Below are 22,535 nucleotides of genomic sequence, written 5' to 3'. Positions count from 1 at the left end.
GGGGCGGCCCAGCAGAGGTCTCATTGCATAAAACTGCGGCGAAACGTATAGTCATGCCATCCAAGAGGAGGGTTCCATGGCGGTACGCGCAGCAGTGGCAGGGGCGAGTGGGTACGCGGGCGGCGAACTGCTGCGTCTGCTGCTTGTTCACCCCGAGGTGGAGATCGGCGCACTGACCGGCAACGCGAACGCGGGCCAGCGCCTCGGTGCGCTCCAGCCGCATCTGTTCCCGCTCGCCGACCGCGTCCTCGAGCCGACCACCCCCGAGGTGCTCGCCGGGCACGACGTGGTCTTCCTCGCGCTGCCCCACGGGCAGTCCGCCGCCGTCGCCGAGCAGCTCGGCCCCGACGTCCTCGTCGTGGACATGGGCGCCGACTTCCGGCTGAAGGACGCAGCGGACTGGGAGAAGTTCTACGGCAGCCCGCACGCGGGGACCTGGCCCTACGGGCTTCCCGAGCTGCCGGGCGGCCGCGCCGCCCTGGAAGGCGCCAAGCGCGTCGCGGTGCCGGGCTGCTACCCCACCGCCGTCTCGCTCGCGCTCTTCCCGGCGTACGCGGCGGACCTCGTCGAGCCCGACGCGGTGATCGTCGCCGCGTCCGGCACCTCCGGCGCGGGCAAGGCGGCCAAGCCGCACCTGCTCGGCTCCGAGGTCATGGGCTCCATGTCCCCGTACGGCGTGGGCGGCGGACACCGGCACACCCCCGAGATGATCCAGAACCTGAGCGCCGCCGCGGGCACCCCCGTCACCGTCTCCTTCACGCCGACGCTGGCCCCGATGCCGCGCGGCATCCTCGCCACGTGCAGCGCGAAGGCCAAGGCGGGCGTCACCGCCGAGACCGTACGCGCGGCGTATGAGAAGGCGTTCGCCGACGAGCCGTTCGTGCGCCTGCTGCCCGAGGGGCAGTGGCCCGCGACCGCCGCCGTGTACGGCTCGAACGCGGTGCAGGTCCAGGTCGCGTACGACGAGGCGGCGGGCCGCGTCGTGGTGATCAGCGCCATCGACAACCTCGCCAAGGGCACCGCGGGCGGCGCGGTGCAGAGCATGAACATCGCCCTCGGACTTCCCGAGGACACCGGACTTTCCACGATCGGAGTGGCACCGTGAGCGTCACGGCAGCGCAAGGGTTCCGGGCGGCGGGCATCGCCGCGGGAATCAAGCAGAACGGCAACCCGGACCTGGCCCTCGTGGTCAACGACGGGCCCCGCCTGGCCGCCGCGGGCGTCTTCACCTCCAACCGCGTCAAGGCCGCCCCCGTCCTCTGGTCGGAGCAGGTGCTCAAGGGCGGCGTCGTCTCCGCCGTCATCCTCAACTCCGGTGGCGCCAACGCCTGTACGGGTCCGCAGGGCTTCCAGGACACGCACGCCACCGCCGAGCGGGTCGCCGAGGTGCTCGACGGCGTGAACGCGGGCGAGGTCGCCGTCGCCTCGACCGGGCTCATCGGCGTGACCCTGCCCATGGACAAGCTGCTGCCCGGCGTCGCGGCCGCGGCCGGTGAACTCTCCGCGCACGGCGGCGAGAAGGCCGCCATCGCCATCAAGACCACCGACAGCGTGCACAAGACGTCGGTCGTCACCAAGGACGGCTGGACCGTCGGCGGCATGGCCAAGGGCGCGGGCATGCTCGCCCCCGGCCTCGCCACGATGCTCGTCGTGCTGACCACCGACGCCGACCTGGAGTCCGCCGTCCTGGACAGGGCGCTGCGCGACGCCACCCGGCTCACCTTCGACCGCGTCGACTCCGACGGCTGCATGTCGACCAACGACACGGTCCTGCTGCTGGCCTCGGGCGCCTCCGAAGTCACCCCGGAGTACGCCGAGTTCGCGGCGGCCGTACGCGAGGTCTGCGACGACCTCGGACGGCAGCTGATCGGCGACGCCGAGGGCGCCAGCAAGGACATCAAGGTCGAGGTGGTCAACGCCGCGAGCGAGGCCGACGCCGTCGAGGTCGGCCGGTCCATCGCCCGTAACAACCTCCTCAAGTGCGCGCTGCACGGCGAGGACCCCAACTGGGGCCGGGTGCTCTCCGCGATCGGCACCACGTCCGCTGCCTTCGACCCGAACCAGCTCAACGTCGCCATCAACGGCGTCTGGGTCTGCAAGAACGGCAGCGTGGGCGAGGACCGCGAGCTCGTCGACATGCGCTACCGGGAGGTCGTCATCACCGCCGACCTGGCGGCCGGTGCCGAGACCGCGACGATCTGGACCAACGACCTCACCGCCGACTACGTCCACGAGAACAGCGCGTACAGCTCATGAGTACTCCCACCGCGCGCAAGCACACCGCCCTGCCCAAGGCGCAGACCCTCATCGAGGCGCTGCCCTGGCTCACCCGGCACCGTGGCAAGACCGTCGTCATCAAGTTCGGCGGCAACGCCATGGTCGACGAGGAGCTGAAGGCCGCCTTCGCGCAGGACGTCGTCTTCCTGCACCACGCGGGCCTCAGGCCCGTCGTCGTGCACGGCGGCGGACCGCAGATCAGCAAGGCCCTCGACCGGCACGGCATCGTCAGCGAGTTCAAGGCGGGCCTGCGCGTCACCACTGAGGAGGCCATGGACGTCGTACGCATGGTGCTCGCAGGACAGGTGCAGCGCGAGCTCGTCGGCCTGCTCAACCAGCACGGCCCGCTCGCCGTCGGCCTCACCGGCGAGGACGCGCACACCATCACCGCCACCAAGCACCAGCCCCGCATCGAGGGCGAGCTGGTCGACATCGGCCGGGTCGGCCAGATCACCGAGATCGACACCGGCGCCATCGAGGCGCTGCTCGCCGACGGCCGCATCCCGGTGGTCTCCTCGATCGCCCGTTCCCAGGACGACGGACATGTCTACAACGTCAATGCTGATACGGCGGCTGCGGCACTCGCTGCGGCGCTTGATGCCGAGACCCTGATGGTCCTCACCGACGTCGAGGGCCTCTACGAGGACTGGCCGAACAGCGACGAGGTGATAAGCCGCCTCACCGCCACCGATCTGGAGAAGCTCCTGCCCGAGCTGGCCAGCGGCATGGTCCCGAAGATGGAGGGCTGTCTGCACGCTGTGCGCAACGGCGTCGAGACGGCCCGCGTGATCGACGGCCGGGTCCAGCACTCGATCCTGCTGGAGATCTTCACCGACGAAGGAATCGGCACGATGGTCGTGCCCGACGAGAAGACCGACAAGAAGGGGGAGTCATGAGCAACCAGGAGCTGACCGCGCGCTGGCAGGGCGCGCTCATGGACAACTACGGCACGCCGAGGCTCCCCCTGGTGCGCGGCGCGGGCAGCAAGCTGTGGGACGCCGACGGCAAGGAGTACGTCGACTTCGTCGGCGGCATCGCGGTCAACGCCCTCGGCCACGGCCACCCGGCGATCGTCGAGGCGGTCGGCAAGCAGATCGGCTCGCTGGGCCACGTCTCGAACCTCTTCGTCGCCGAGCCGCCCGTCGCGCTCGCCGAGAAGCTGCTCCAGCTCTTCGGGCGCGAGGGCAAGGTGTACTTCTGCAACTCCGGCGCCGAGGCCAACGAGGGCGCCTTCAAGCTCGGGCGCCTGACCGGCCGCTCGCACATGGTCGCCACCCAGGGCGGCTTCCACGGCCGGACCATGGGCGCGCTCGCGCTCACCGGACAGCCCGGCAAGCAGACACCGTTCCTGCCGCTGCCCGGCGACGTCACGCACGTTCCGTACGGTGACGTCGAGGCGCTGCGCGCGGCGGTCACCACCGACACCGCGTTCGTGATCATCGAGCCGATCCAGGGCGAGAACGGCGTGGTCGTGCCGCCCGCGGGCTACCTCAAGGCGGCCCGGGAGATCACCGCCGCCACCGGCACGCTGCTCGTCCTCGACGAGGTGCAGACCGGAATCGGCCGTACCGGCCACTGGTTCGCGTACCTCGCCCACGAGGGCGTCGAGCCCGACGTCGTCACGCTCGCGAAGGGTCTCGGCGGCGGCCTGCCGCTCGGCGCGACGGCCGCCTTCGGCGTGGCGGCCGAACTGTTCAAGCCAGGACACCACGGCACGACGTTCGGCGGAAACCCCGTCGCGTGCGCCGCGGGACTCGCCGTCGTCGACACCATCGAGTCCGAGGGCCTGCTGGAGAACACCAAGCGGGCGGGTGAGAAGCTGCGCGACGGAATCGAGTCACTCGGACACTCGCTCGTGGGCCGTGTAAGGGGCTCGGGCCTGCTGCTGGGTATCGTGCTCACCGAGCCGCTCGCGCCACGGGCGCAGCAGGCGGCTCAGGACGCCGGCTTCCTGGTGAACGCGCCCGCCCCCGATGTCGTACGGCTGATGCCCCCGCTGAACGTGCGCGACGACGAGGTGGACGCGTTCCTCCAGGCACTGCCGGGCATCCTGGACAAGGCTCTTGAAGCCGACGGGGACGAATGATCCGGAGAATGAGACGACGATGAGCCAGGCGCAAGGCAACGAGCACGGCGACCACGCGGGTCCCGCCGTGCCGCAGACCCGCACCGCACGCCACCGCCGGATCGTGGACATCCTCAACCGGCAGCCGGTCCGCTCCCAGAGCCAGCTGGCGAAGCTGCTCGCCGACGACGGTCTGACCGTCACTCAGGCGACGCTCTCCAGGGACCTGGACGAGCTGAACGCGGTGAAGATCCGCAACGCCGAGGGCGACCTCATCTACGCGGTGCCGAGCGAGGGCGGATTCCGCACCCCGCGCGCGCCGCTGGGCGAGTCGGCCAAGGAGGAGCGGATGCGGCGTCTCTCCGCGGAGCTGCTGATCTCCGCGGAGGCCTCGGCGAACCTCGTCGTCCTGCGGACGCCGCCGGGCGCGGCCCAGTTCCTGGCGTCCGCGATCGACCAGGCCGAGCTGCACGACATCCTGGGGACGATCGCGGGCGACGACACGCTGATGCTGATCAGCAGGGAGGCCACCGGGGGGCAGGCGCTCGCGGACCACTTGCTGCGGTTGGCTTCGAACGAGCATTGACCTGTCCCGGCGCCGGGGCCTGTCATCACCGGCTCCGCCGAGTTCGTCCTCAAACGCCGGACGGGCTTGAATTCCTCCGCGCCATCCACGCTGCCACGAGCGCCCCCGACACGTTGTGCCACACGGAGAACACCGCCGATGGCAGCGCGGCCAGGGGACTGAAGTGCGCCGTGGCCAACGACGCCGCGAGGCCCGAGTTCTGCATGCCGACCTCGAAGGCCATCGCCCGCGACGCCGGAGGGCCGAGCCGGGCCAGCTTGCCCGCGCCGTAGCCGAGCGCGAGGCCGAGCCCGTTGTGCAGGAACACCGCGAGGAACACCAGTGCCGCGGCCGACTTGATGGCCGCGGCACTGCCCGCGACGACGATCGCCACGATGGCGGCGATGGTCAGCGCGGACAGCCACGGCAGCACGCCGAGCACCCGGTCGACGTACCGTCCGAAGAGGAACCGCACCACAAGCCCCGCGAGCACCGGGAGCAGCACGGTCTTGAGGATGTCGGTGACCATCGAGCCCGCGTCCACGGGCAGGTACTCGCCCGCGAGCAGCAGCGTGAGCGGCGGGGTGACCAGCGGCGCGAGGACCGTCGAGACGGTGGCCACGGACACGGAGAGCGCCACGTCGCCGCGGGCCAGATAGGTCACGACGTTGGACGCGGTGCCGCTCGGCGCGCAGCCCACCAGGATCACACCGGCCGCCAACTGAGGGGAGAGCCCGAGCGCGTGGGCGATCAGCCAGCCGAGCCCCGGCATGATCACGTAGTGCGCGACGAGCCCGAGCGCGACGGCCCAGGGCCGCTTGACCACGCCCTGGAAGTCCAGCGGGGTCATGGTGAGACCCATGCAGAACATCACCACGCCCAGCAGGTACGGGACGTTGGTGCCCCAGCCTTCGAAGGTGTCGGGCACCAGGAGTCCGAGCGCGCCCGCGGCGAGGACGAGGACGGGGAAGACGGTGACGGCACGGCGGGCCGCCTTGTCGGCGGAGCCGGGGCCCTCGCTCTGGCTGGGGATCGTCTGTTCGGGTTGCACGGCGCGATGCAACGCCCCGGCCACGCGCGCGTGCAACCCCGTCTCGGTATGTGGTCGCTACACGGGAGTGGCGTGCCCCGGTCCTTTCAGTAGCGCGTGAGCGCCGTCGGCCCCGACTCCGTGCCGATCGCGATGTGCGGGTGCCGCCCGGGCTCCGCCCACCGCAGGATGCGCCGCATCGCCTCCCTGGGCACCGACACGCAACCGGCCGTCGCCCCGCGACCGTTGACGTGCAGGAAGATCCCCGCGCCGCGCCCGCGCACGGGCCGGTCGTAGTTGAAGCCGACCACCAGGGCGTGCGCGTACTGCGGGTCGTACGTGCCGAGGTGCTCCGACTCGGCGGCGCGGCAGTCGGCGGGGCGCGGCTCGGTCCAGCGGTTGTAGGCGCGCGACCGGTTGTCCTGGCACCACCAGGAATCAGGCGTCACGCGGCGGTACGGGTAGGCCGCCCCGGTCGGCCGCGCGCTGATGCCGAAGGCGTAGGGGAGTCCGTACAGGCCCGTCGGCGTCGTGTTCGTCCCCTGCTTGCGCGAGCCGCCCGCCACCAGGCCCTTCGCACCGAACCGCGCGGGCGCCGAGCCGGCCTCGGCCCAGCGGCCGCCGCGCCGGTCCCACCACGTGACGGTGCCCGTGGTGGAGCCGGTGCGCGCGGCCTCGGCGGTGATGAGCTGGCCCCCGCCGCCGGTGTCGGCCATCCGTTCGGGCAGCGGGGTGCTGCTGCCGGTGCTGCTTCCCGTACCGGGCGCGGTGCCGAGGGCGAGCAGGGCGGTGGAGGCGAGAGCGGCGGCTCGTGAGCGCATGGCTCAGACGGTACGGGGAGGCAGCGGAAGCGGCAGTCCGGGAAGTCCGTCGATGCTCTGTGCGATGTACTCCTTCTTGGCGAAGTAGGCGCTGAGCGACGCGTCGTCCTCGCGCGCGAACCGCTTGCCGTGCAGATCGCGGTCCTCGTCGTACGACATGAAGGGCACCGCGTATCCGCAGGTGTCACGGATGAGTTCGGCCGTCACGACGATGATGGCGCGCAGTCCGTGCGGGGTCGGGTCGATGCCGGGGAAGTGGCCGAGCAGGTCCCCGAAGCGCGGGTCGTCACGGAAGACGGGCTCGCCGCGGCCGTGCACCCGGACGATGTTCGGAGGGCCCTGGAACGCGCACCACATGACCGTGATGCGGCCGTTCTCGCGCAGGTGCGCGATGGTCTCCGCGTTGCTGCCCGCGAAGTCCAGGTACGCGATGGTCTGTTCGTCGAGCACCACGAAGGAGCCCTTGAGGCCCTTGGGGGAGAGGTTGATCGTGCCGTCGTCGGCGAGCGGCGCGGTGGCCGTGAAGAACATCGGCTGCGCCTCGATGAAGGTGCGGAGTCTGCCGTCTATGCGTGCGTAGGTCTTTCCCATGCCTAATGATTATTCACTGAAACCTTTCGCCTGTCTAACGACTGCGAGGAGATGGATTGACGAAACATACGGTGCAATGCATACTCATGCATGACAGCGAACGCACCGTAAGGAGAGACCCGTGACCGAGCGCGTCGTACTCGCCTACTCGGGCGGCCTTGACACCTCCGTCGCGATCGGCTGGATCGCCGAGGAGACGGGCGCCGAGGTCGTCGCCGTCGCCGTGGACGTCGGCCAGGGCGGCGAGGACCTGGACGTCATCCGCAAGCGCGCGCTCGCCTGCGGTGCCGTGGAGGCCGAGGTCGCCGACGCCAAGGACGAGTTCGCCGAGGAGTACTGCCTCCCCGCGATCCGGGCCAACGCCCTCTACATGGACCGCTATCCGCTGGTCTCCGCCCTCTCGCGGCCCACGATCGTCAAGCACCTGGTGGCCGCGGCGCGCAAGCACGGCGCGGGAACCGTGGCCCACGGCTGCACCGGCAAGGGCAACGACCAGGTGCGGTTCGAGGCGGGCATCGCCGCGCTCGGCCCCGACCTGAAGTGCATCGCCCCGGTCCGTGACTACGCGATGACCCGGGACAAGGCCATCGCCTTCTGCGAGGCCGAGAACCTCCCGATCGCGACCACCAAGAAGTCCCCGTACTCCATCGACCAGAACGTCTTCGGACGGGCCGTCGAGACGGGCTTCCTCGAGGACATCTGGAACGCGCCGATCGAGGACGTCTACGAGTACACCGCCGACCCCGCGGAGCCGCGCCCGGCCGACGAGGTCGTCATCTCCTTCGAGGCGGGCGTCCCGGTCGCGATCGACGGGCGGCCCGTCACCGCCCTGCAAGCGATCCAGCAGCTCAACGGGCGGGCGGGCGCGCAGGGCGTCGGCCGGATCGACATGGTCGAGGACCGCCTCGTCGGCATCAAGTCCCGTGAGGTGTACGAGGCGCCGGGCGCGATCGCGCTCATCACCGCGCACCAGGAGCTCGAGAACGTCACCGTCGAGCGCGAACTCGCCCGCTACAAGCGGCAGGTCGAGCAGCGCTGGGGCGAACTGGTCTACGACGGCCTGTGGTTCTCGCCCCTCAAGCGGGCCCTCGACGGCTTCATCGACGAGGCCAACCAGCACGTCACCGGCGACATCCGGATGACCCTGCACGGCGGCCGCGCCGTGGTCACCGGACGTCGGTCCAGTGAGTCCCTCTACGACTTCCACCTCGCCACCTACGACTCGGGCGATACGTTCGACCAGTCCAAGGCGCAGGGCTTCATCGACATCTTCGGCCTCTCGTCGAAGATCGCGGCGCGGCGGGACCTCGCGTAACTACCCCTTGAAGGAGCACGTGCAAGTGAGCAGCAACAACGGCGGTGACGTCCGGCTCTGGGGCGCACGGTTCGCCGACGGTCCCGCAGAGGCCCTCGCGCGGCTTTCCGCCTCGGTCCACTTCGACTGGCGCCTCGCGCCGTACGACATCGCGGGGTCCCGTGCCCACGCGCGCGTGCTGCACAAGGCGGGACTGCTCACCGACGACGAGCTGACCCGCATGCTGGCCGGACTCGACCAACTGGAGGCCGACGTCGCCGACGGGTCGTTCGTCGGCACGGTCGCCGACGAGGACGTGCACACCGCCCTGGAGCGCGGCCTCCTGGAGCGGCTCGGCGCCGAACTCGGCGGCAAGCTGCGCGCCGGACGGTCGCGCAACGACCAGGTGGCGACGCTCTTTAGGATGTACCTGCGCGACCACGCGCGGATCATCGGCGGTCTGATCGCCGACCTCCAGGGCGCCCTCGTCGGCCTCGCCGAGGCGCACCCGGACGTCGCCATGCCGGGGCGTACGCACCTTCAGCACGCCCAGCCCGTGCTCTTCGCGCACCACGTCCTCGCGCACGTCCAGCCCCTGGCGCGGGACGCCGAGCGGCTGCGGCAGTGGGACGAGCGGACGGCCGTCTCGCCCTACGGCTCGGGCGCGCTCGCGGGCAGCAGCCTCGGTCTCGACCCGGAGGCGGTCGCCGCCGACCTCGGCTTCGAGCACGGCAGCGTGGGCAACTCGATCGACGGGACCGCCTCGCGGGACTTCGTCGCCGAGTTCGCCTTCATCACCGCGATGATCGGCGTGAACCTCTCCCGGATCGCCGAGGAGATCATCATCTGGAACACGAAGGAGTTCTCCTTCGTCACCCTCCACGACGCCTTCTCGACCGGCTCGTCGATCATGCCGCAGAAGAAGAATCCGGACATCGCCGAGCTCGCGCGCGGCAAGTCGGGCCGCCTCATCGGCAACCTCACCGGGCTGCTCGCGACCCTCAAGGCGCTGCCGCTCGCGTACAACCGCGACCTCCAGGAGGACAAGGAGCCGGTCTTCGACTCCTGCGACCAGCTGGAGGTCCTGCTGCCCGCCTTCACCGGCATGATGGCGACGCTGACCGTCCACCGCGAGCGCATGGAGGAGCTGGCCCCCGCCGGGTTCTCGCTCGCCACCGACATCGCCGAGTGGCTGGTCAAGCAGGGCGTGCCGTTCCGCGTCGCGCACGAGGTCGCGGGCAGTTGCGTCAAGGAGTGCGAGGCGCACGGCATCGAGCTCGACCAGCTCACCGACGAGCAGTTCGCCAAGATCTCCGAGCACCTCACCCCCGAGGTGCGGACCGTCCTGAACGTGCCGGGCGCGCTGGCCGCGCGCAGCGGCCGCGGCGGCACCGCGCCCTCCGCGGTCGCCGCCCAGCTCGCCGAGGTCAAGGCGGATCTGGCCGTCCAGCAGGCGTGGGCGGAGGCCAAGAAGTAGCACGGCGGGCATCGCGGGATACGGTGGGTCGGGATCCGCAAGGAACCGACCGAACGGAGCCCGCGATGCCCTTCGCCCGGCTGGCCGCAGCCACCACCCCGACCGCGCACCTGGGGCTCGGTCTCGCCGCCGTCGGCAGGCCCGGCTACCTCACCCTCGACCGCGAGGTGGACCTGCCGCCGTCCCGCAGCGTCGAGGCGCTGCGCGAACGCACCTTCGAACTCCTCGACGCCGCCTACGCCTCGGGGGTCCGTTACCTCGACGTGGCCCGTTCCTACGGGCGTTCCGAGGAGTTCCTCGCCGACTGGCTGCACGCCAGGCCCGACATCCGCGACGTCGTCGTCGGCAGCAAGTGGGGCTACACGTACACCGCGGCCTGGCGCACCGACGTCGAGGGCCCGCACGAGGTCAAGGACCACAGCGCGGCCGCGTACGCCCGCCAGCGCGCCGAGACCGCCGAGCAGCTCGGCGACCGGCTCGACCTCTACCAGATCCACTCCGTGACCCCCGAGAGCCCGGCGCTCACGGACAGGGAACTCCACGCCAGGCTCGGCGAGCTGGCGGCGGAGGGCGTGACGGTCGGGCTCTCCGTGAGCGGCCCTCGGCAGGCGGCCGCGATCCGTGCCGCGCTCGACGTGAGCGTCGACGGGCAGCCGCTCTTCCGTACGGTCCAGGCCACCTACAACCTCTTCGAGACCTCGGCGGGCCCCGCGCTCGCGGAGGCGCACGACGCGGGCCTGACCGTGCTGGTCAAGGAGGGCATGGCCAACGGCAGGCTGGCCGCCGCGCACGCGCCCGCCGCGCTGCGCGAGGTCGCCGACGAGACCGGGCTCGGCTGCGACGCGGTGGCGCTCGCCGCGGTGCTGCGACAGCCGTGGGCGGGCGTCGTGCTGTCCGGCGCGGCCACCCCGGTCCAGCTCGTGTCGAACCTGCACGCCGCGGCGGTCGACCTGGACGACGAGCAGGTGACGCGCCTCGCGGGGCTCGTGGAGGAGCCCGTCGCGTACTGGGAGCGGCGCGGCCGACTGCCCTGGCACTGATCATCGGGGGCGCGTCGACCGCCGCATAATCCATGAGACGGCCCTGTCTCAGGTGGCTTATGGTTGTCTCATGTCAGTCGATCGCGACCAGGTCCTGCGCAGCGCGGCGGCCCTGCTCACCCGAAAAGCCACCTCCACCATGGATGAGGTGGCCCGCGCCGCGGGCATCAGCAGGGCCACCCTGCACCGCCACTTCGCGGGCCGCGACGCCCTCGTCCTGGCCCTCGAAGAGCTCGGGCTCCAGGAGTGCGAAGCCGCTCTCGAACGGGCCAGGCTCGGCGAGGACAGCGCCCAGGACGCCCTGCGCCGCCTGGTGAGGGAGGTCGAGCCCGCCGCGGGCCTGCTCGCCTTCCTCGTCACCGAGAACCAGCTCTTCGAGGGCGACGCGCAGAACGAGGGCTGGGCCCGCCTGGACTCCCACATCAGCGCGCTCTTCCGGCGCGGCCAGGAGAACGGCGAGTTCCGCATCGACCTGACCCCGGTCTGGCTCACCGAGGCGCTCTACGGGCTCATCGGCTCGGGCGCCTGGGCCGTCCTCGACGGCCGCGTGGCGGCCAAGGACTTCTCGTACATGATCGCCGAGCTGCTGATCGGCGGCGCACAGCGGAGAGTGGAAGCATGACCAGCACCCAACAGCGGACCGCCGAGGCGGATGTCGAGCGCGGCCCCGGGCGCTGGCTCGCCCTCGCCGTACTCGTGCTCGCCGTACTCCTGGTCGCCGTGGACGCGACCGTGCTCGGCCTCGCGACGCCCTTCCTCAGCGAGGACCTCAAGCCGTCCGGCACCCAGCTCCTGTGGATCGGCGACGTCTACTCCTTCGTCATCGCGGGCCTCCTGGTGTCGATGGGCAGCCTCGGTGACCGCATCGGCCGCAAGAAGCTGCTGCTCACCGGAGCCGTCGCGTTCGGCGCCGTCTCGGTCCTGAACGCGTACGCCACGAGCCCGGAGATGATGATCCTGGCGCGGGCACTGCTCGGCGTCGCGGGCGCGACGCTGATGCCGTCCACGCTCGCCCTGATCCGCAACATCTTCCACGACCCCAAGGAACGCAGCCTCGCCGTCGGCATCTGGGGCGCCGCGGCCTCCGCGGGCGCGGCGGTCGGCCCGGTGGTCGGCGGCTTCCTGCTCGAACACTTCTGGTGGGGCTCGGTCTTCCTGATCAACCTGCCCGTGATGGCGGTGCTCGTCCTCGTCGGCATCAAGCTGCTGCCCGAGTCCCGCGACCCGAACCCGGGCCCCTGGGACCTGGTCAGCGTCGGCCTCTCGCTCGTCGGCATGGTCGCGGTCGTCTACGCCGTGAAGGAAGCGGCGGTGCACGGCTTCCGCTGGGACATCGTGGCGGCGGGCGCCCTCGGCATAGGCGCCCTGTTCTGGTTCGTACGACGCCAGTTGACGCTGAAGTCGCCGCTCCTGGACATGCGCCTCTTCCACCACAAGGGCTTCTCCGGCGCGGTACTCGCCGACCTGCTGACCATCCTCGGCCTGTCCGGACTCGTCTTCTTCCTCTCCCAGTTCCTGCAACTGGTCCAGGTGCGTTCGCCGTTGGAGGCGGGCCTGATCGAACTGCCCGCGGCCGTCGGCGCGGTGGGCGCGGGCCTCACGGCGGGGATTGTGGCCCGCAAGGCGTCGGTGCGCAGCGCGGTCTCCGGCGGCCTCGCCGCGGTCGGCCTCGCGCTCGCGGCATGCATGGCGATCGGCGCGGACACCGGGGTGGTGGCCCTGGGCTGCGCGCTGTTCCTCGGCGGCCTCGGCGCGGGCCTCGCCTTCACCGTCACCGCCGACGTGATCCTCTCCAGCGTCCCCAAGGAGCAGGCGGGCGCGGCGTCCGCGGTCTCCGAGACGGCGTACGAACTGGGCGCCGCGCTCGGCATCGCCCTGCTCGGCACGGTGGTCACCGGCATCTACCGGGGCTTCACCACTCCGGACGGCGTCCCCGCGGACGCGGCGGCGGCGGCGCACGATTCGCTCGGCGGGGCGGTGGAAGCCGCGGCGACGCTTCCGCAGGCGCAGTCCGACGCGATGTTGTCCGCGGCGCGTGATGCGTTCACCGATGGGTTCCAGACCGCCGCGGGGGTCGGGTCCGCCGTTCTGTTCGCGACGGCCGTCGCGGCGTGGTTCCTCCTGAAGGGCCAGAAGCTGGAGGACGGCATCCAGCACTAGCGCTTCGCGGGGCGGGTTCATTCGTCTGCGGGCCGCAGGGGGCTGGTCGCGCAGTTCCCCGCGCCCCTTACGGGGCCCTCCGCCTGCTGTGGGCAGGCGTTCCGCACGGCGGAACGGGTGGGCACAGCCCCCGTCGCCGAGCAAGCGAAACGAGGAACGCCCGCCCCGGCGCCGGGGGTTACCCCTCAGCACCGGTGCGGGCGCACAGGAACCTAAAGGCTTAAGCCGCCTTCGCCTTGGTGGCGTACATGTCGACGTACTCCTGGCCGGACAGCCGCATGACCTCCGTCATCACGGAGTCCGTCACGGCCCGCAGCACGTACCGGTCGCGGTCCATCCCGTCGTAGCGGGAGAACTCCATCGCCTCGCCAAACCGCACCGTCACCTTGCCGGGACGAGGCAGCCCCTTGCCGCCGGGCTGGAGCTTGTCCGTGCCGATCATCGCGAAGGGGACGACGGGCGCGTTCGTCATCAGGGTCAGCCGCGCGATGCCCGTACGGCCGCGGTACAGACGCCCGTCGGGGGAGCGCGTGCCCTCCGGGTAGATGCCGAAGACCTTGCCGTCGTCGAGAATGCGCCGACCGGTCATCAGCGCGGCGACACCGCCGCGCCCGCCGTCACGGTCCACCGGGATCATGCCGACGCCGGTGAAGAACCACGCCATGAGGCGGCCCTTGAGGCCCTTGCCCGTGACGTACTCGTCCTTGCCGATGAAGAACACCGGACGGTTGGTCACCAGCGGCAGGATCATCGAGTCGATGAACGTCAGGTGGTTTCCGGCCAGGATCACCGGACCTGTCCCCGGAATGTTCTCGGCGCCTTCTACCCGTGGGCGGAACATCAGGCGCAAGATCGGTCCGAGCACTGCCTTGATGAGCGCTAGACGGGACAACGGGCCCTCCGGTGTCAACGGGTCGACGACGAGTAAATGCAGGTGAGGACGATACTCGCGGGCCCCCGTCGATTGCACATCGGGTTCATGCACTCGATACGCAGTGTTGACCTGAGTTTGCACGGTATTGCCCTGCGGCGTCGCCTCTGTGACGACGTTATCCCCGAGGGAACGGTGTGGCCCGAAGTAGTGGTCCTTGTCACGCGCGCACTTTCCTGTGCGTAACGGCCCTGCGGCACGGGCCGCTCACTCCATGGTGCGCCCACTCGCCACGTGCCGTCATCCCGTCGTTCGGTCCAGGGTCTCCCACACGTCACTCGCGGCCACCTACGATCGTCCCGCTTTGTCAGGTGCAAGGCGGCAGTACATCGGGAGGAGCGCCAATGGCGACGCAGGAGTCGGGTCAGCAGCAGCCGGGGACGAGCCGGGGGCGGCGAGCGGTACTGGGGGCGGCGATCCTCGGCGCGGGCACCGCCGTGGTCGGGCTGCCCGGCGTGGCGAGAGCCGATGAGCGACACGGCGGCGGACACGGCGGGCACGGCGGCTACAAGGACCTGCCGGTGCCCACGATCGTCGCGCACCGGGGGACCAGCGGTTACCGGCCCGAGCACACGCTCGGCTCGTACCAGCTCGCCCTCGACATGGGCGCGCATGTCATCGAGCAGGACGTCGTACCCACCAAGGACGGCCATCTCGTATGCCGTCACGAGAACGACATCACCGCGACGACCGACGTCTCCGCGCACCCCGAGTTCGCGTCCCGCAAGACCACCAAGGCGGTGGACGGGGTCTCGCTCACCGGCTGGTTCACCGAGGACTTCACGCTCGCCGAGCTGAAGACGCTGCGCGCCAAGGAGCGCATCCCCGGCACCCGCCAGCACAACACCCTCTACGACGGCCGCTGGGACGTGCCCACCCTCGAAGAGGTCCTCAAGTGGGCCGACAAGCAGGGCCGCAGGCGCGGCAGGCCGGTCTGGCTGCACATCGAGACCAAGCACCCCACGTACTTCCGCAAGCTGGGCCTCGGCCTGGAGGAGCCGCTCGCCAAGCTGCTGCGCCGCTACGGACGGCACAAGAAGAACTCGGCCAACTTCCTGCAGTCCTTCGAGCCCAGCAGCATCCAGCGCCTGGCCAAGCTGGTCTCCGCGCCGCGCGTGGTGCTCCTGTCCAGCGCGAACTCCCGGCCCTGGGACTTCGTCGAGGCGGGCGACCCGCGCACCGTCGCCGACCTCATCAAGCCCGCGGGCCTGACGTGGATGGCCGGGTACGCGCAGGGCATCGGCCCCACCCTCGACCTGGTCATCCCCAAGAAGCCGGACGGCAGCCTCGGCACCCCGACCACCCTCGTCAAGGACGCGCACGCGGCGGGCCTCATCCTGCACCCGTACACGATGCGCAACGAGAACACCTTCCTGCCGACCAACTTCAGGAAGGGCACCGACCCGAACGCCTACGGCGACGCCTTCGGCGCCTTCAAGGCCTACTTCGCGACGGGCATCGACGGGCTCTTCTCCGACAACTGCGACACCGCGCTGCTGGCCCGCGAGGACTTCGTCAACGGCTGACCGCCCGAGCCCGGTTGGGGTGAGAGACGGCCGCTCCGGAAACCTCGCGCCGGAGCGGCCGCGTCCCGCCCTGCATGACCTACGACCTCGTCCCCACGCTCATCCCCACCTTGCGTCCGCTGCTCGCCGCCGAGGCGTCCGCGGAGGCGTTCGGCTCGGGCACCGACCCCGGCGACCTCGAACAGGACGTCTGGCTGCTGCTTTTGGAGCGCCTGGAGTCCGAGGGACCGCCCGCCGACCCTGCGCTGTGGGTGCGCGGCGCGGTCCAGGCCGAGGCCCGCCGCAGTCGGCGCACGGCGCAGCACGAGGTGGCGTACGCGACCGAGCCGGCCGACGAGGGCGAGCGCGGACCCGAGCAGCGCGCCCTGACCGCCGACCGGCACCGCACCCTGCACGCCGCGGTGCGCAGGCTGCCGGGCCGCTGCCCCCGCATCATGGCCGCGCTGCTGTCCCCCGAGGACCTCACCTACCGGGAGATCGCGGGGGAGTTGGGAATGTCACAGGGCAGCCTGGGGCCGGAACGTTCCCGATGTCTGGGATGCCTGCGCAGAATGCTCGCGGCGGAGGTTGCGGCTCCTGAACCCTGGGGAAAGGAGCGATAGACAACCGGTGGAGCAGGTGAGCGGGAGGCATGCACACATGGGCATGAGCGTGACCATCTCGGCGGCGGCCGAAGCGGACGCCGAACAGATCCTCAAACTGCAGTACCTCTGCTACCAGAGCGAGGCCGAGCTCTACGGCGACTACTCGATCGAGCCGCTGACCCAGGGCCTCGACTCCATCAAGGCCGAACTGACCACGGGCACGGTCCTGGTGGCCAGGCTCGGCGACGAGGTGGTGGCCTCCGTACGCGGCACGGTCGACCCCGACGGCACGGCGCGGATCGGCAAGCTCATCGTCCATCCCCGGATGCAGCGGCACGGCCTGGGCGGTCGGCTCCTGGACGCGGTGGAGGAGCGGCTGGGAGCGGGTGGCGCCGCCAAGTCCTTCCAGCTCTTCACCGGTCACCGCAGCGAGCAGAATCTCCAGCTGTACCGCAAGCACGGGTACGCGCCGGTGCGGACGGACCGCGTGAGCGAGCGGCTCACGCAGGTCACGCTCGCCAAGGACGTGGACACACGCACCTTCGTCACCAGCGCGTAGACGCTTCGCGGGCCCCGGCTTCGGCTGCGGGTCCGCTGTCGTTGCTCGCGCAGTTCCCGCGCCCCTTACAGGGCCCTGCGTGCCCTCCGGAGCCAGAAGATCGCCGTCACCGGCAAGATCACCGGGATGAACAAGTACCCCATCCCGAAGTCCGACCACACCGTGGCGTCCGGGAACGCGGAGGGCTCGGCCAGTGTCCAAGCGCCCACGGCGAGCACTCCCACGAGCTCGGCGCCGCAGCACACCAGCGCCGCCTTGCGGGCCGTGTCCCCGCCGCGTACGAGCGAGTACGTGATGAAGCCGTAGACGACTCCGGCGATCGCGGACAGCGTGTACGCGAGCGGGGCCTTGTGGAAGTCCGTCGAGATCTGCACGGCGGAACGCGACACGGCCCCGACGACCATCACGCCGTACAGCCACACCAGCAGGATGCCGGGGCCCGCGATCAGCTTCTGCCGGGCGGGAGCCGCGTCCGCGCCTGTGTTCTTGTCGGGCTCGGTCACCGTCACCTCAGCCTCCCCAGATGTCGTAGAGCCGCACTTCGAGCACGGCGAGGACCACGCCGCCCGCCGCGACCGTCAGCGAGCCCCAACGGGTGCGCTCCGCGAGCGACATGAAGCCCGCCGCGGGCACGCACGCGAAGGAACCGAGCAGATACGCCACGAAGATCGTCGTGCCCTGCTCCGGCTCCTCGCCGCGCGCGAGCTGGACGATGCCGACGATCAGCTGGACCAGGGCGAGGAAGGTCACCACGCCCATGCCGATGAAGTGCCAGTCCTTGGTCGGCTGGTCGCGGTAGGCGGCGAAACCGCACCAGGCGGCGAGGGCGAGCGCGGCCACCGAGGTCGCGATCGTCAGGGCGTCAAGCATGCCCGTGACTTTATTACGGGTCCTTCGACCCGATGCGCGCGGCCCAGGGGTGCCGCGTAGGGTCGGGAGCCATGAAGATCCAGGCTGACGCGCTCCTGTTCGACAACGACGGCACCCTCATCTCGTCCATGGAGTCGGTGTACCGCTGCTGGACGCGCTGGGCGGGGGAGTACGGGATCACCGCGGAGGAGTTCGGGCGGGTGGAGCTGCACGGCCGCCCCGCCGCCGAGATCGCCGCCGACCTGCTGCCCCCGGAGAAGGTCGCCGAGGCCGTCGCCCGCATCGAGGAGCTCGAGGTCTCCGACGTCGCGGGCGGTGTCGTGCTGCTGCCCGGCACCCGCGAGCTGCTCGCGTCCCTGCCGATGGACCGCTGGGCCGTGGTCACCTCCGCGACCCGCGTGCTCGCCGAGGCCCGCCTCGCCGAGGTCGGCGTCAGGCCCGGCCTCGTCATTGCCGCCGACGACATCACGCGCGGCAAGCCCGACCCCGAGCCCTTCCTCTTGGCGGCCGACAAGCTCGGCGCGGACCCGGCCCGCTGCGTGGTCTTCGAGGACGCCCCCGCGGGCCTCCAGGCCGGCCGGGCCGCGGGCATGAAGACCGTGGCGTTGACCACAACCCACACCGCGGCCGAGCTCTCGGCCGACGTGGTCGTCAAGGACCTCTCCGCCGTGTCCGCGCAGGCCACAGCGGGTGGCGTGGAGATCACCTGCGCCGAGTGAGCCGGCGGTCCCGTACCGCCGACGCCGTCCCATCGCTGTCCGCTATACGGACAGCGATGGTGGACAGCCACCTCACGCGTGTTTTACTTGGGCCCATGACCACGACGAGCAGCCGCACCCTTGCGACCGAGGCGATGATGACGCCCGGTGCTCGTTGTATGTGTCGAATGTGCGCCTTCTGAGGGCCCCCGCACCACCTCCGAGCCTCGCGCCCCGAAGCGAAGCCGCTGTGCCGCGCTCCTGACCGACGTACTCGACGAAGTCGACAAGTCGACGCAGGAAGCGAGCCCGCCCCGCGCACACGTCCTCCGGTTCCCCCGCACCACCACCGCGAGAACCGTGCCGCGTTCCGAACGAATGCCCCGTGCCCGGCTCCATCCCGCCGCGCACTCGACAGTGACGGAAACCCCTGTGATCACCACTTCCGGCCTCACCAAGGTCTACCGCTCACGCGGTCGTGAAGTAACCGCCCTCGACGGAGTCGACCTGCACGTCCGCGAGGGTGAGGTGTACGGCGTCATCGGCCAGTCCGGCGCCGGCAAATCCTCCCTGATCCGCTGCGTCAACCTCCTGGAGCGCCCCACCTCCGGCACCGTGACCGTCGCGGGCCAGGACCTCACCGCCCTGGCCGGACGCGGCCCGCGCGCGGGCAGGGAACTGCGGCAGGCCCGCAACCGCATCGGCATGGTCTTCCAGCACTTCAACCTGCTGTCCTCGCGCACCGTGCAGGGCAACGTCGAACTGCCCCTGGAGATCCTCGGCCTCTCCGGCCAGGAGCGCTCCCGCAAGGCCCTCGAACTCCTCGACCTGGTCGGCCTCGCCGACAAGGCCAAGAGCTACCCGAACCAGCTCTCCGGCGGCCAGAAGCAGCGCGTCGGCATCGCCCGCGCGCTCGCCGGTGACCCGAAGGTGCTGCTCTCCGACGAGGCGACCAGCGCCCTCGACCCCGAGACCACCCGCTCCATCCTCCAGCTCCTGCGCGACCTCAACCAGCAGCTCGGCCTGACCGTCCTGCTGATCACGCACGAGATGGACGTCGTCAAGAGCGTCTGCGACTCCGCCGCCCTCATGGAGCGCGGGCAGATCATCGAGTCCGGCACCGTCAGCGAGCTGCTCGCGACGCCGGGCTCCGAGCTCGCCGCCGCGCTCTTCCCCGTCAGCGGCGAGGCCACAGGGACCGACCGCACCGTCGTCGACGTGACCTTCCACGGCGAGGCCGCCACCCAGCCGGTCATCTCCCAGCTGTCGCGCACGTACAACATCGACATCTCGATCCTCGGCGCCGCGATGGACACCGTCGCGGGCAAGCAGGTCGGCCGCATGCGCATCGAGCTGCCCGGACGCTTCGAGGAGAACGTCGTCCCGATCGGCTTCCTGCGCGAGCAGGGGCTCCAGGTCGACATCGCGGGACACGACGTGCCTGCCCCGCAGGACGCCACGCTGGTCAAGGAAGGTGCCAAGTGACCTGGTCGGAGATGCAGCCCCTGCTGGAGCAGGCGTGTTGGGACACCCTCTACATGGTGGGCTGGGCGACGCTGATAGCCATCGTCGCCGGACTGCCCATCGGCATCCTGCTCATCCTCACCGAGCGCGGCGGACTCCTGCAGAACACCCTGCTCAACAAGGTGCTCGGGCAGATCGTGAACATCGCGCGCTCGATGCCCTTCATCATCCTGATGGTCGCCCTGATGGGCTTCACGCGCTGGATCGTCGGCACCACGATCGGCCGCGAGGCCGCCCTCGTGCCGCTCGCCATCGGCGCCATCCCGTTCTTCGCGCGCCTGGTGGAGACCTCCGTCCGTGAGGTCGACGGCGGGCTCGTCGAGGCCGTGCAGTCGATGGGCGGCTCCACCTGGACCGTCGTACGCAAGGTCCTCGTCCCCGAGTCGCTGCCCTCGCTGATCTCCGGCGCCACCACCACGATCGTCGCCCTCATCGGCTACTCCGCGATGGCGGGCACGGTCGGCGGCGGCGGCCTCGGCGACCTCGCCCTCCGCTACGGCTACCAGCGCTTCGAGACCGAGCTGATGTGGATCACCGTGGCGATCCTCGCCGTGGTCATCTCGATCATCCAGTTCGCCGGCGACTACGCCGCCCGCAGGCTGCACAAGCGCGGCGGCGGCTCGGGTCCGCTGCTCCTCTTCCGGCCGCTGCGCGGCGTGCTGCCCGGCACCGTCGCCGCCGAGACGACCAGCAAGACCGGCTGACCGGGCCCGACGGCCCTCACCCGCAGTCTTCCCCGCGCACCCTCGCGGGGCTGCACCACCCATGGAGAAAGGCACTTTTCGTGCGTAACACCACCAAGATCACCACCGCTGTCCTCGCCACCGGCGCACTCACCCTCGGGCTCTCCGCCTGCGGCTCCGAGAAGGACTCCGCAGGGGACAAGGACGGCAAGCTCATCGTCGCCGCCACCCCGACGCCGCAGGGCCAGATCCTGGACTTCGTCCAGAAGAACCTCGCCAAGAAGGCCGGACTCGACCTCGAGGTCAAGGAGTTCACCGACTACGTCACGCCGAACACCGCCGTTCAGCAGGGCGAGGTCTTCGCGAACTACTTCCAGCACAAGCCGTACCTGGACGACTTCAACAAGAAGAACGGCACGGACATCGTGCCCGTCCCCGGGGCCACGGTTCACCTGGAGCCGCTCGGCGTCTACTCCAAGAGCCTCAAGAAGCTCGGTGACCTGAAGGACGGCGCCACCGTCGCCGTCCCGAACGACACCACGAACGAGGCCCGCGCGCTCAAGCTCCTCGCGGACAACGGCCTCATCGAGCTCAAGAAGGGCGTCGGCTACGAGGCCACCCCCAAGGACATCGCCAAGAACCCCAAGAACCTCACGTTCAAGGAGCTCGAGGCCCCCACGCTGCCGCGCAGCCTGGGTGACGTCGACGCCGCGGTGATCAACGGCAACTACGCGCTCGAGGCCAAGCCCGCGCTCAGCCCCGCCAAGGACGCCCTCGTCGCCGAGAAGGCCAAGGGCAACCCCTACGGCAACTTCCTCGCCGTCAAGAAGGGCGACGAGAACGACCCGCGCGTGAAGAAGCTCGCCAAGCTCCTCACCTCGCCCGAGGTCAAGAAGTTCATCGACGACAAGTACGACGGCGCCGTCGTCGCCGCGTTCTGATCATGCGTACGTCCGTCACGGCGGCGGCCGCGGGGACCCTGGTTCTCGCACTCGGCCTCACCGCCTGCGGGTCGGACTCCGGCAGCGGATCGGGCTCCGGCGACAAGCTCGTCGTCGGAGCCACCCCGACCCCGGCCGGTGAAGTCCTCGCGTACGTCCAGAAGAACCTCGCGAAGAAGGCGGGCCTGGACCTCCGCATCACGGAGTTCACGGACTACGTCACGCCGAACACCGCGCTCCAGGAGGGCTCCCTCGACGCCAACCTGTACCAGCACACCCCGTACCTGACGGACTTCAACACGTCCAAGAAGACGGACCTGGTGCCGGTCACCGAGGTGTACCTGCCGCCGATGGGCGTGTACGCGAAGAAGACCAAGGACGTCGCCGACCTCACCGCCGGCGCGACCGTGGCCGTTCCGAACGACACGACCAACGAGGGCAGGGCGCTCCAACTGCTCGCCTCCAAGGGCCTCATCGGGCTCAAGAAGGGCGTCGGCGGCACCGCGACGCCCGAGGACATCACGTCCAACCCGAAGAAGCTCACCATCAAGCCGCTCGACCCGGCACAGCTGCCGCGCTCGCTCGACGACCTCGACGCGGCGGTCATCAACAACAACTACGCGCTCGACGCCGGACTCAGCCCCAAGAAGGACGCGATCCTCCTGGAGTCGGCGAAGGGCAATCCCTACAACAACGTCCTCGCCGCCAAGAAGGGCGACGAGGACGACCCGCGGATCAAGAAGCTGGCGAAACTGCTGACTTCCCCCGAGGTGAAGAAGTTCATCGAGGACAAGTACCAGGGGTCCGTGCTGCCCGTCGAAACGGGCTGAACGGCCTCCCGCGCGCGGGACGCACATCAAGACACCAACGGGGTCCTCTCCTGGGACAGGAGAGGACCC

At 70.5% G+C, this 22,535-nt stretch carries 24 protein-coding genes; 18 read left to right on the top strand and 6 right to left on the bottom strand.

Features of this window, described 5'->3' with window-relative positions:
- Positions 1 to 76: 76 nt before the first annotated feature.
- Genes argC through KY5_RS06855 form a run of 5 tightly spaced genes read left to right on the top strand, consistent with a single transcriptional unit; the run spans position 77 to position 4,928 of the window.
- Positions 77 to 1,105, top strand: a complete 1,029-nt coding sequence (gene argC, locus KY5_RS06875) for an N-acetyl-gamma-glutamyl-phosphate reductase (protein WP_098241365.1) — start codon at positions 77 to 79, stop codon at positions 1,103 to 1,105.
- Positions 1,102 to 2,256 carry a bifunctional glutamate N-acetyltransferase/amino-acid acetyltransferase ArgJ gene (gene argJ, locus KY5_RS06870; protein WP_098241364.1) on the top strand — a complete coding sequence of 385 codons (1,155 nt, stop codon included), beginning with the start codon at positions 1,102 to 1,104 and terminating at the stop codon, positions 2,254 to 2,256. Before argC ends, argJ begins: the two co-directional genes overlap by 4 nt.
- Positions 2,253 to 3,173 (top strand): acetylglutamate kinase, encoded by a 921-nt coding sequence (gene argB, locus KY5_RS06865; protein ID WP_098241363.1) that lies wholly within the window; start codon positions 2,253 to 2,255, stop codon positions 3,171 to 3,173. Before argJ ends, argB begins: the two co-directional genes overlap by 4 nt.
- Positions 3,170 to 4,363 carry an acetylornithine transaminase gene (locus KY5_RS06860; protein ID WP_098241362.1) on the top strand — a complete coding sequence of 398 codons (1,194 nt, stop codon included), beginning with the start codon at positions 3,170 to 3,172 and terminating at the stop codon, positions 4,361 to 4,363. Before argB ends, KY5_RS06860 begins: the two co-directional genes overlap by 4 nt.
- A 19-nt stretch (positions 4,364 to 4,382) precedes the next feature.
- Positions 4,383 to 4,928: an arginine repressor gene (locus KY5_RS06855; protein WP_098241361.1), complete on the top strand. Its 546-nt coding sequence runs from the start codon at positions 4,383 to 4,385 to the stop codon at positions 4,926 to 4,928.
- 49 nt (positions 4,929 to 4,977) lie between these two features.
- Here the strand turns inward: KY5_RS06855 and KY5_RS06850 are convergent, their stop codons facing one another.
- From KY5_RS06850 to KY5_RS06840, 3 genes are all read right to left on the bottom strand, one after another.
- Positions 4,978 to 5,958: a bile acid:sodium symporter family protein gene (locus KY5_RS06850; RefSeq protein WP_199842958.1), complete on the bottom strand. Its 981-nt coding sequence runs from the start codon at positions 5,956 to 5,958 to the stop codon at positions 4,978 to 4,980.
- A gap of 86 nt (positions 5,959 to 6,044) precedes the next feature.
- Entirely contained in the window at positions 6,045 to 6,758 is a 714-nt protein-coding gene (locus KY5_RS06845; protein WP_098241360.1) for a L,D-transpeptidase family protein, read from the bottom strand.
- Positions 6,759 to 6,761: 3 nt separating this feature from the next.
- Positions 6,762 to 7,349, bottom strand: a complete 588-nt coding sequence (locus tag KY5_RS06840) for a pyridoxamine 5'-phosphate oxidase family protein (RefSeq protein ID WP_098241359.1) — start codon at positions 7,347 to 7,349, stop codon at positions 6,762 to 6,764.
- 121 nt (positions 7,350 to 7,470) lie between these two features.
- Between KY5_RS06840 and KY5_RS06835 the strand changes: the two genes are divergently transcribed.
- The 5 genes from KY5_RS06835 to KY5_RS06815 all read left to right on the top strand — a co-directional run bounded on the left by KY5_RS06835 (position 7,471) and on the right by KY5_RS06815 (position 13,320).
- Positions 7,471 to 8,664, top strand: coding sequence for an argininosuccinate synthase (locus tag KY5_RS06835; protein ID WP_098241358.1), 1,194 nt, complete (start codon positions 7,471 to 7,473; stop codon positions 8,662 to 8,664).
- A gap of 25 nt (positions 8,665 to 8,689) precedes the next feature.
- Complete coding sequence (gene argH / locus KY5_RS06830) at positions 8,690 to 10,120, top strand: argininosuccinate lyase (RefSeq protein ID WP_098241357.1); 1,431 nt, start codon at positions 8,690 to 8,692, stop codon at positions 10,118 to 10,120.
- A 65-nt stretch (positions 10,121 to 10,185) separates the two neighbouring features.
- Positions 10,186 to 11,160, top strand: coding sequence for an aldo/keto reductase (locus tag KY5_RS06825; protein WP_098241356.1), 975 nt, complete (start codon positions 10,186 to 10,188; stop codon positions 11,158 to 11,160).
- 70 nt (positions 11,161 to 11,230) lie between these two features.
- Positions 11,231 to 11,782, top strand: coding sequence for a TetR/AcrR family transcriptional regulator (locus tag KY5_RS06820; protein WP_234362635.1), 552 nt, complete (start codon positions 11,231 to 11,233; stop codon positions 11,780 to 11,782).
- Positions 11,779 to 13,320 (top strand): MFS transporter, encoded by a 1,542-nt coding sequence (locus tag KY5_RS06815; RefSeq protein ID WP_098241354.1) that lies wholly within the window; start codon positions 11,779 to 11,781, stop codon positions 13,318 to 13,320. The genes KY5_RS06820 and KY5_RS06815 overlap by 4 nt, the downstream gene beginning before the upstream one ends.
- Positions 13,321 to 13,540: 220 nt before the next feature.
- Here KY5_RS06815 and KY5_RS06810 read toward each other — a convergent pair whose 3' ends face one another.
- A complete protein-coding gene (locus KY5_RS06810; protein WP_098247096.1) occupies positions 13,541 to 14,230 on the bottom strand; it encodes a lysophospholipid acyltransferase family protein in 690 nt (229 codons plus the stop codon).
- A gap of 365 nt (positions 14,231 to 14,595) precedes the next feature.
- Between KY5_RS06810 and KY5_RS06805 the strand changes: the two genes are divergently transcribed.
- From KY5_RS06805 to KY5_RS06795, 3 genes are all read left to right on the top strand, one after another.
- Entirely contained in the window at positions 14,596 to 15,777 is a 1,182-nt protein-coding gene (locus KY5_RS06805) for a glycerophosphodiester phosphodiesterase (RefSeq protein ID WP_098241353.1), read from the top strand.
- Between the two features lie 74 nt (positions 15,778 to 15,851).
- The gene (locus KY5_RS06800) at positions 15,852 to 16,379 is read left to right on the top strand and encodes an RNA polymerase sigma factor (RefSeq protein ID WP_098241352.1); all 528 of its coding nucleotides are present in this window, start codon (positions 15,852 to 15,854) and stop codon (positions 16,377 to 16,379) included.
- Positions 16,380 to 16,416: 37 nt separating this feature from the next.
- Complete coding sequence (locus KY5_RS06795; protein ID WP_098241351.1) at positions 16,417 to 16,920, top strand: GNAT family N-acetyltransferase; 504 nt, start codon at positions 16,417 to 16,419, stop codon at positions 16,918 to 16,920.
- 65 nt (positions 16,921 to 16,985) lie between these two features.
- On the opposite strand, the gene KY5_RS06790 is transcribed toward KY5_RS06795, so the two are convergent.
- On the bottom strand, positions 16,986 to 17,429 hold the full coding sequence (locus KY5_RS06790) for a hypothetical protein (protein ID WP_234362633.1): 444 nt from the start codon (positions 17,427 to 17,429) through the stop codon (positions 16,986 to 16,988).
- A 1-nt stretch (position 17,430) separates the two neighbouring features.
- Positions 17,431 to 17,790 carry a hypothetical protein gene (locus KY5_RS06785; RefSeq protein ID WP_098241350.1) on the bottom strand — a complete coding sequence of 120 codons (360 nt, stop codon included), beginning with the start codon at positions 17,788 to 17,790 and terminating at the stop codon, positions 17,431 to 17,433.
- A gap of 71 nt (positions 17,791 to 17,861) precedes the next feature.
- Between KY5_RS06785 and KY5_RS06780 the strand changes: the two genes are divergently transcribed.
- The 5 genes from KY5_RS06780 to KY5_RS06760 all read left to right on the top strand — a co-directional run bounded on the left by KY5_RS06780 (position 17,862) and on the right by KY5_RS06760 (position 22,466).
- On the top strand, positions 17,862 to 18,509 hold the full coding sequence (locus KY5_RS06780; protein ID WP_098241349.1) for an HAD family hydrolase: 648 nt from the start codon (positions 17,862 to 17,864) through the stop codon (positions 18,507 to 18,509).
- A gap of 411 nt (positions 18,510 to 18,920) precedes the next feature.
- Positions 18,921 to 19,973, top strand: a complete 1,053-nt coding sequence (locus KY5_RS06775; RefSeq protein ID WP_199842955.1) for a methionine ABC transporter ATP-binding protein — start codon at positions 18,921 to 18,923, stop codon at positions 19,971 to 19,973.
- Complete coding sequence (locus tag KY5_RS06770; RefSeq protein WP_098241347.1) at positions 19,970 to 20,716, top strand: methionine ABC transporter permease; 747 nt, start codon at positions 19,970 to 19,972, stop codon at positions 20,714 to 20,716. Before KY5_RS06775 ends, KY5_RS06770 begins: the two co-directional genes overlap by 4 nt.
- A gap of 80 nt (positions 20,717 to 20,796) precedes the next feature.
- Entirely contained in the window at positions 20,797 to 21,636 is an 840-nt protein-coding gene (locus KY5_RS06765) for a MetQ/NlpA family ABC transporter substrate-binding protein (RefSeq protein WP_098241346.1), read from the top strand.
- 2 nt (positions 21,637 to 21,638) lie between these two features.
- Entirely contained in the window at positions 21,639 to 22,466 is an 828-nt protein-coding gene (locus tag KY5_RS06760) for a MetQ/NlpA family ABC transporter substrate-binding protein (protein ID WP_098241345.1), read from the top strand.
- Positions 22,467 to 22,535: the final 69 nt, after the last annotated feature.

It is taken from the genome of Streptomyces formicae (assembly GCF_002556545.1).
GTDB lineage: Bacteria > Actinomycetota > Actinomycetes > Streptomycetales > Streptomycetaceae > Streptomyces > Streptomyces formicae_A.
The sequence above is the reverse complement of the archived record's forward strand: the minus strand, read 5'-3'. Positions and strand labels throughout refer to the sequence as shown.

Bases quoted from the DNA above. Each gene is read 5' to 3' on its own strand.
- KY5_RS06845 (WP_098241360.1), bottom strand. From the start codon at position 6,758: ATGCGCTCACGAGCCGCCGCTCTCGCCTCCACCGCCCTGCTCGCCCTC.
- KY5_RS06785 (WP_098241350.1), bottom strand. From the start codon at position 17,790: ATGCTTGACGCCCTGACGATCGCGACCTCGGTGGCCGCGCTCGCCCTC.
- KY5_RS06840 (WP_098241359.1), bottom strand. From the start codon at position 7,349: ATGGGAAAGACCTACGCACGCATAGACGGCAGACTCCGCACCTTCATC.
- KY5_RS06855 (WP_098241361.1), top strand. From the start codon at position 4,383: ATGAGCCAGGCGCAAGGCAACGAGCACGGCGACCACGCGGGTCCCGCC.
- KY5_RS06815 (WP_098241354.1), top strand. From the start codon at position 11,779: ATGACCAGCACCCAACAGCGGACCGCCGAGGCGGATGTCGAGCGCGGC.
- KY5_RS06800 (WP_098241352.1), top strand. From the start codon at position 15,852: ATGACCTACGACCTCGTCCCCACGCTCATCCCCACCTTGCGTCCGCTG.
- KY5_RS06860 (WP_098241362.1), top strand. From the start codon at position 3,170: ATGAGCAACCAGGAGCTGACCGCGCGCTGGCAGGGCGCGCTCATGGAC.
- KY5_RS06760 (WP_098241345.1), top strand. From the start codon at position 21,639: ATGCGTACGTCCGTCACGGCGGCGGCCGCGGGGACCCTGGTTCTCGCA.
- argB (WP_098241363.1), top strand. From the start codon at position 2,253: ATGAGTACTCCCACCGCGCGCAAGCACACCGCCCTGCCCAAGGCGCAG.
- KY5_RS06825 (WP_098241356.1), top strand. From the start codon at position 10,186: ATGCCCTTCGCCCGGCTGGCCGCAGCCACCACCCCGACCGCGCACCTG.
- argC (WP_098241365.1), top strand. From the start codon at position 77: ATGGCGGTACGCGCAGCAGTGGCAGGGGCGAGTGGGTACGCGGGCGGC.
- KY5_RS06805 (WP_098241353.1), top strand. From the start codon at position 14,596: ATGGCGACGCAGGAGTCGGGTCAGCAGCAGCCGGGGACGAGCCGGGGG.
- KY5_RS06820 (WP_234362635.1), top strand. From the start codon at position 11,231: ATGTCAGTCGATCGCGACCAGGTCCTGCGCAGCGCGGCGGCCCTGCTC.
- KY5_RS06780 (WP_098241349.1), top strand. From the start codon at position 17,862: ATGAAGATCCAGGCTGACGCGCTCCTGTTCGACAACGACGGCACCCTC.
- KY5_RS06795 (WP_098241351.1), top strand. From the start codon at position 16,417: ATGGGCATGAGCGTGACCATCTCGGCGGCGGCCGAAGCGGACGCCGAA.